This is a genomic window from Antarctobacter heliothermus, assembly GCF_900188425.1.
GTDB lineage: Bacteria > Pseudomonadota > Alphaproteobacteria > Rhodobacterales > Rhodobacteraceae > Antarctobacter > Antarctobacter heliothermus.
This window is the reverse complement of the sequence record NZ_FZON01000109.1, coordinates 1-6,223: the sequence shown is the minus strand read 5'-3', so window position 1 is coordinate 6,223 and position 6,223 is coordinate 1. Positions and strand designations below refer to the sequence as shown.

Genomic DNA, 6,223 nt, shown 5'->3' with positions numbered 1-6,223 from the left:
CGCCCAGTCGAGGCCGACCAGGCTCAGTAGGCTTTCAACGAACCCGGTCGTCTGCCGGAGCGCCATGCCGAAAAGGACTTTCATCGTCAGGCATGCCTGGATCGCGGCGTCGCTATAGAGCGGCTGCCGGCCTCGCTTGCCGGTCGGCGGTGGCACCCAGACCATGTCCGGGTCGAACCAGATCGTCAGGGAGCCGCGCTGCTTCAGCGCTTCGTTGTAGGCCGGCCAGTTCTTGGTCTTGTAGCTCGGCGGGATCGGTCTGCTCATGCAGGACAGCTACCACGCTGGATTCACGAGATGAATCCCTCAACCAGCCTTTGCGCAACAAAGCCATGCCGAAGCCGTTTGCAGTCTTGTCACTGGCGAGTTGCCGCACTTGACCATTGTCGAACTCCGCTCTCACGGCCCCTCTGGTTTTTACAAACTCAAGAAAGCCTCCGAAATCATCCCCAAATCTGGAAACCTCTTTGTTCCATGGGTGTTCAGGTTTGGCCTTTAGGTGTTTAAAGTAACTGAAGATGCGCGGCTTGGCTTCTCGCAACATGCAAACAAAAATTGGAGGTCGAGGCAGTAAATCCGCAATATCGGGAGATATGTGCCCAGTCAGAACATCGACTTTCGCACGCTCCCTATCCGGCATGGCGTTCAATTGGGCTGCACATTGCTGTCGGGTTCCCAAAATGAACCTCCACCCTCGACAGCTTTCAATAATGGCGCGATTAAGGCTGGTCCCCGCGGTTTTCGGGATGTGCAAATGTACAATGGTATTCTCAATCTTGGGACGTACGATATCATCGCTGCTGAGAATATTTGGATTTGATTGCTTTATAAGCCTTAGAAAATCTTTGGAATTCCCAAGGACTTTTCGCAGGCGAGCAATGTCCATCCCTTCTTGAATCGACTTTTCAATGGAGGCGTCGCTAGGTCGTCTGCCCAAAAATAGAAAATAACCAAAATCTATTTCTTTGGACGTCAGTGGTCTACCCTCTGTGGTTCCGAGAGGTGTTTTGCTTTTAGGTTCGGCATCCGGTGAGCGCTCAAGCTCAGACTTTATTGCTTTTTTGGGTTTGAAAAATTTGAACATGGCGAGCCGTATTACCTGTTTCTGTCGCAAAGATGATATTTCAGTTTGAGCGTCACCATTCTTGCCAATCTGGGTAAAGGAAAGAGGCGGTTGAGATATTGCGATTATGGCGCAAAAGTCATTCCATGTGAAGCATTGATGTACCCCCAAAATTTTCTCAGCGTAGAGTTTTTGAAACTTCCGAGAATGGATCGCGCGCGCGACCAATGTCGGCTTACCGTCCTTCGTTTCAGTGCCTCGCATCATGCAACGTCAGAGGCGAGTGCCATGGGACGGCTGGGCGTGGAGGCCGCTGCTCTGGACGACAGCGCCCTGCGCCCAAAGCGGCCCACGAAAGTCCATTCCCCCCTACCCCCCAATCCGCGCCTCCAGCGCCCGCAAATGGTCGGGCAGGGCGCGGGCGGTGATGCTGGCTTCTTTGACGAGGTGGTCGAAATGCTGGGTGATGGCCTCGACCCGGTTGGTGTCGCGGAAGGCGAGGTAGTTGCGGCCAAGGTAGATCACCGCCAGCAGCGGGCCGAAGACGGTCAGCGGCGCAGAATACAGCCGCCGCGCGTCGAACAGGTAGAACCGCAGCCGGGGGTAGAGGGACTCGCAGTGTTCCGCCAAACGCAAGAGTTGTTCGCGCCGGATGTCCGCCGACAGGCCCGCGTAATAGCCGGTTCCGGCGGCGAAGGAGTCGACCTCAAACAGCGGCAGGGCAATCTCATAGTCGGACTGCGAGCGGCGCATCCAGTTCAGCCGGTCCTCTGACGCGTTGATCGCCTGCTGCGTGGTCTTGCCCAGATGGGGGGCGTATTCCCAGTCCAGCAACTCTCGGGTCTTGAGCATGTCGGGCAGGGCGGGCGGAACGTAGCGGATCTTGTAGCCCTCGGCCTCACGGTGCCAGTCAAAGATCTGCTCATCGACCAGCGCGCGGGGCGCCTCGGTCAGGGTCATGGAATTGGCAAGCAGATCCGCGGCGCTTTCGGGACGCCCGGACAGACCCAGCAGCCAATCCGCCGAGACGCCAAGCGCCTGTGCGCAGGCCCCGATCAGATGCGCGTTGGGCAGCCGCGCGCCACTGTCCTTGAGCAATTGCGAAATGGTGGAGCGGTCGACGCCGACGGCCCGCGCCAAAGCGGTTTGATTCGAGCCTGCCTTGGCCATCGCCTCTGACAGGCGGGTGCGGAGCAGGGCGGCGCGGGCGCGTTTGTCGATAATAACACTCATGTGGTGATTATTGTCACGTTTGCTGAGAAATGTGAACCATACACAGAGTGCCCAGCCGCGTGGGCCGGCGTTAACGTATGGCTAGATCAGAAAAATCAGGAGGTTACATGGAGACGCGGGCGCGCACATTGGTGAAATCCGTCCTTTGGACGTTGCTGGGGCTGGTGGTCATGATCGGAGTGGGGTTCGCCTTTACCGGATCGCTGATGGTGGGCGGCGGCATGGCGGCGATCAACGCCGCGCTGGGGTTTGTCACCTACCTTTTGTATGAGCGTGTCTGGGCCGGCATCCGCTGGGGCCGCCATGTCTGAGCGCCTGCGCGGGCTGGAATGGCCGACACTGGCGTTGCTGGCCGCGTGTTATGCGATCTGGGGGCTGGGGACCACGGTGGCGGCGGCGGCTTGGCTGCCGTTGGGAATGGTCCTGGTGGTGGTCGGGGCGGCGCTGCATTCGTCGCTGAGCCATGAGATGCTGCACGGCCATCCGTTCCGGTCGCCGGGGTGGAACGCGGCGCTGGTGTTCCCGGCGCTGTCGCTGGTGGTGCCGTACCTGCGGTTCAAGGACACCCATATGGCGCATCACCGCGATGCGATCCTGACGGACCCCTATGACGACCCGGAGAGCAATTTCATGGACCCTGCGGTGTGGGGGCGGGTGCCGCGCTGGGGGCGGGCGCTGTTGCGGGTGAACAACACGCTGGCGGGGCGGATGCTGTTGGGGCCGCTGATCGGGACGCTGGGTTTTGTGTTTGGCGATCTGCGGGCCGTGTGCCATGGGGATCGGCGCGTGGCGCTGGGGTGGCTGCTGCATGTGCCGGCGGTGGCTGTGGTGGACTGGTGGATGGGGACGGTGGGGCAGATGCCGGTCTGGGCGTTTTTGCTGAGCACCTATGCGGCGCTGTCGGTGCTGAAGATCCGCACCTTTCTGGAGCACCGCGCCCATGAGACAGCGCAGGCGCGGACGGTGATCATCGAGGATCGCGGGGTGCTGGCGCTGCTGTTTCTGAACAACAACTTTCATATCGTGCATCACATGCACGCGATGGTGCCGTGGTATCGGTTGCCCGCGATGTACCGGGACAACCGGGATCGCTATCTGAGCCGGAACGGGGAGTATCGCTATGCCTCTTACGGCGAGGTGTTCCGGCGCTATTTCTGGCGGGCCAAAGACCCGGTGCCACATCCGTTGTACCCCAAAGGCTGACGGGGCGGGGTTCGGCGCCTTTGCGGTCTCGGTTTGGATCTAACTGGGATCAGCGGCTTGCAACTGGGTCGCGGCTGACCCTAATGGCCGCATGGATCTCTGGATAATTGCCACGCTTTGCGCCGCCACGTTTCAGACGGTGCGGTTTATGTTGCACAAGGTGCTGGCAGGCGGCGCGCTGAGCGCCACGGGCAGCACCTTTGCGCGGTTTGCCTATGCCATGCCCGCCGCAGCGGTGGTTCTGACCGGCTACTTCTGGGCGACCGAGGCCGCGCTGCCGCTGCCGGGGGTGGATTTCCTGGGCTGGGCGGTGATCGGCGGGCTGGGGCAGATCCTGGCCACGGTGCTGGTGGTGCTGTGCTTTCGTGAACGCAATTTCGCCGTGGGCATCACGTTCAAAAAGACCGAGGTGATCCTGACCGCGCTGATGGGGCTGGTGGTGCTGGGCGAGGTGATCTCTGCCGCCGGGTGGCTGGCGATCGGTATCGGGCTGGTCGGTGTGCTGATGCTGTCGCGGACGCCGGATGCGGTGGGGCTGTGGCGTGGCTTGACCAGTCGGGCGGTGGTTCTGGGCGTCGGGTCAGGCGTGTTCTTTGCCGTTGCGGGCATTGGCTATCGCGCCACGACGCTGGCGGTGCCAAGCGACGATCCGGTGTTGCGGGCGGCGGTGTCGCTGGTTTGCGTGACCTTGTTACAATCGGCGGGTCTGGCGGTCTGGCTGCGCTGGCGCGAGCCGGGGCAGTTGGCTGCGGTCTGGGATGCGCGGGGCAAGGCGGTCTGGCTGGGGCTGACCTCTATGGCGGGGACGATGGGGTGGTTCACCGCGTTCACGCTGCAAAAGGCGGCCTATGTCTATGCGCTGGGTCAGGTAGAGTTGATCCTGTCGCTGGCCGCCTCTGTGCTGTTTTTCCGCGAAAAGGTGACGGCGCGGGAACTGGCCGGGATTGGCGTGCTTACGGTGTCGATTGTGGTGCTGGTTCTGGTGCTGTGACTCGGTGCAGTGGTGCGGGTGACAGCGCATCGCGCAGCACCAGCGTCACGGTGGCAAAGCTGACATAAAGCAGCAGATACCATGAGCCCATCTTGGACAGATGGACAAGGTCGAGCGTGTCCTGCCCCTTGTACAGCCATGTGCCGGTGTTGGTGCCGATGTTTTCGGCGATCCACAGAAAGATCGAAGTCAGGAAGGCGGCGAGGGGCAGCGGCATCCAGCGCCGCGTGCGGTTGATGGTGAACCAGACACGGGTGCGCACGAACAGCAGCACGCTGGCGGCCATCAGCACATAGCGCGCGTCGGGCAGATAGTGATGCGCGAAGAAGTTGACATAGATCGCCACAGCCAGCGCGATGCTGGTCCAGTACGGCGGGTAGGGGGCAAAGCACATGTCAAAGATGCGGATGACCCGCGCCATGTAGCTGCCGACGGCGGCATACATGAAGCCCGAGAACAGCGGCACGCCGTAGAATTTCAGCACTGCGGGTTCCGGGTAGCCCCAACTGCCGGCGTTGACCTTGAACAGTTCCATCGCGGTGCCGGTGAGGTGGAACAGCAAGATGACCTTGGCCTCTTGCAGGGTTTCCAGTTTGAAGATCAAAAAGCCGATCTGGATGGAAAGCGCGTAGAGGAACAGCAGGTCATAGCGCTGGAGCGGCGCATCATCCGGCCAGAAGCGGTCCGTGACCAGCAACCCGCCCAGCATCAGGAAACCGAACAGGCAGGCCCAGCCCTGTTTGAGGATGAACATCAGCAGGTCCGCGAGACCCGTGGGGAGTTGCGCGCGGGTGAAGTCCCCCAGCGCGCGTTCGATGCGGCGTGTTGTGGTCATGATAGCCTTGATAGGGCCGGGGCGGATGCGGGCCAGTCAGGGATGCCTGACCTTTTTGCGGGCGGCACCGGTGGAGGGGGGGGAGGGGGCGCTGCCCCCTCGGCCTGCGGCCTCACCCCCGGGATATTTTTGGACAGAAGAAACCGGGGTTTGCGGTTTTCAGGGTTGGCGCGGGCCGGCGTAGTCGGTGTCCGAGACCTTTTCCAGCCAGTCTGCCGCGCTGCCGTTCTGGGATTCCTGAAGGGCGAGGTGGGACATGGCCACGTCCGGGGCCGCGCCGTGCCAGTGTTTTTCGCCGGGCGCAAACCAGACCGTATCGCCGGGGCGCAGTTCCTGCACCGGTTCGCCCGCTTTCTGGGCAAGGCAGAGGCCGGACAGGATTTGCAGTGTCTGGCCAAGGGGGTGGGTGTGCCAGGCGGTGCGTGCGCCCGGTTCGAACGTGACGATCAGGGCGTTGAGGCGGGACGGGTCCGGTGCGGCGATGATCGGGTCAAAGCGGACGGTGCCGGTGAAGTAGTCGGGATTGGGCGTGACGCTGGGGCGGGAGCCTGCGCGGTGGATCAACCCGGCTTATTCATCCAAATCAGGGGAAATAGCTGGCGTGCCCGCGAAAGCTTTGTAGAATCAAGCTGCTAGACAAAATCCGACAGCAGCCATCGGAGCACGCCATGGGTGAAACGCTACAGCCGGTCGCCACGAGCTTCAACAGGTCCCTGCGCGTCGAAAGCCGTGCCGAGCGGCTGACCGGTGATGCCGGTGCCGTGGTGCTGCGCGAGATCATGGAGCGCAGCGGCATCGTCGAATGGATGGTCCCGCAGCTGACCGATCCGCGGCGTCAGGAAGATGTCGTCCATGACCTCGGCTCGCTCATCCGGACCAGCGTGCTGCTCGCCGCCCA

The 6,223-nt window shown here is 61.8% G+C and carries 9 protein-coding genes; 4 read left to right on the top strand and 5 right to left on the bottom strand.

Translation table 11 applies throughout. The features are described from left to right. The 3 genes from CHB90_RS25260 to CHB90_RS25255 form a co-directional block, all read right to left on the bottom strand. The coding region (locus CHB90_RS25260) for a transposase (protein WP_245823383.1) at window positions 1-207 on the bottom strand (207 nt) is incomplete at its 3' end. Continuing rightward, window positions 113-1,330 (bottom strand): hypothetical protein, encoded by a 1,218-nt coding sequence (locus CHB90_RS27250; protein ID WP_245823384.1) that lies wholly within the window; start codon window positions 1,328-1,330, stop codon window positions 113-115. The genes CHB90_RS25260 and CHB90_RS27250, both read right to left, overlap by 95 nt. A gap of 102 nt (window positions 1,331-1,432) precedes the next feature. Then, window positions 1,433-2,296 carry a helix-turn-helix domain-containing protein gene (locus CHB90_RS25255; RefSeq protein ID WP_089280463.1) on the bottom strand — a complete coding sequence of 288 codons (864 nt, stop codon included), beginning with the start codon at window positions 2,294-2,296 and terminating at the stop codon, window positions 1,433-1,435. Between the two features lie 107 nt (window positions 2,297-2,403). Here CHB90_RS25255 and CHB90_RS25250 point away from each other — a divergent pair, with 107 nt between their 5' ends. The 3 genes from CHB90_RS25250 (at window position 2,404) to CHB90_RS25240 (ending at window position 4,490) form a co-directional block, all read left to right on the top strand. Then, window positions 2,404-2,607, top strand: coding sequence for a DUF2061 domain-containing protein (locus CHB90_RS25250; RefSeq protein ID WP_089280462.1), 204 nt, complete (start codon window positions 2,404-2,406; stop codon window positions 2,605-2,607). Beyond that, window positions 2,600-3,499 carry a fatty acid desaturase gene (locus CHB90_RS25245; RefSeq protein WP_089280461.1) on the top strand — a complete coding sequence of 300 codons (900 nt, stop codon included), beginning with the start codon at window positions 2,600-2,602 and terminating at the stop codon, window positions 3,497-3,499. The genes CHB90_RS25250 and CHB90_RS25245 overlap by 8 nt, the downstream gene beginning before the upstream one ends. Before the next feature lie 91 nt (window positions 3,500-3,590). Further along, complete coding sequence (locus CHB90_RS25240) at window positions 3,591-4,490, top strand: DMT family transporter (RefSeq protein ID WP_089280460.1); 900 nt, start codon at window positions 3,591-3,593, stop codon at window positions 4,488-4,490. Here the strand turns inward: CHB90_RS25240 and CHB90_RS25235 are convergent. Together CHB90_RS25235 and CHB90_RS25230 are read right to left on the bottom strand one after the other, a co-directional pair. Next, window positions 4,453-5,325 carry a DUF817 domain-containing protein gene (locus CHB90_RS25235; protein WP_089280459.1) on the bottom strand — a complete coding sequence of 291 codons (873 nt, stop codon included), beginning with the start codon at window positions 5,323-5,325 and terminating at the stop codon, window positions 4,453-4,455. The two genes, CHB90_RS25240 and CHB90_RS25235, sit on opposite strands and share 38 nt — an antisense overlap. A gap of 159 nt (window positions 5,326-5,484) precedes the next feature. Next, window positions 5,485-5,889, bottom strand: coding sequence for a (R)-mandelonitrile lyase (locus CHB90_RS25230; RefSeq protein ID WP_089280458.1), 405 nt, complete (start codon window positions 5,887-5,889; stop codon window positions 5,485-5,487). 104 nt (window positions 5,890-5,993) lie between these two features. On the opposite strand from CHB90_RS25230, the gene CHB90_RS25225 reads away from it, so the two are divergent. Next, window positions 5,994-6,223, top strand: a 230-nt coding sequence (locus CHB90_RS25225; protein WP_212591658.1) for a transposase, incomplete at its 3' end; no start/stop codon positions are given.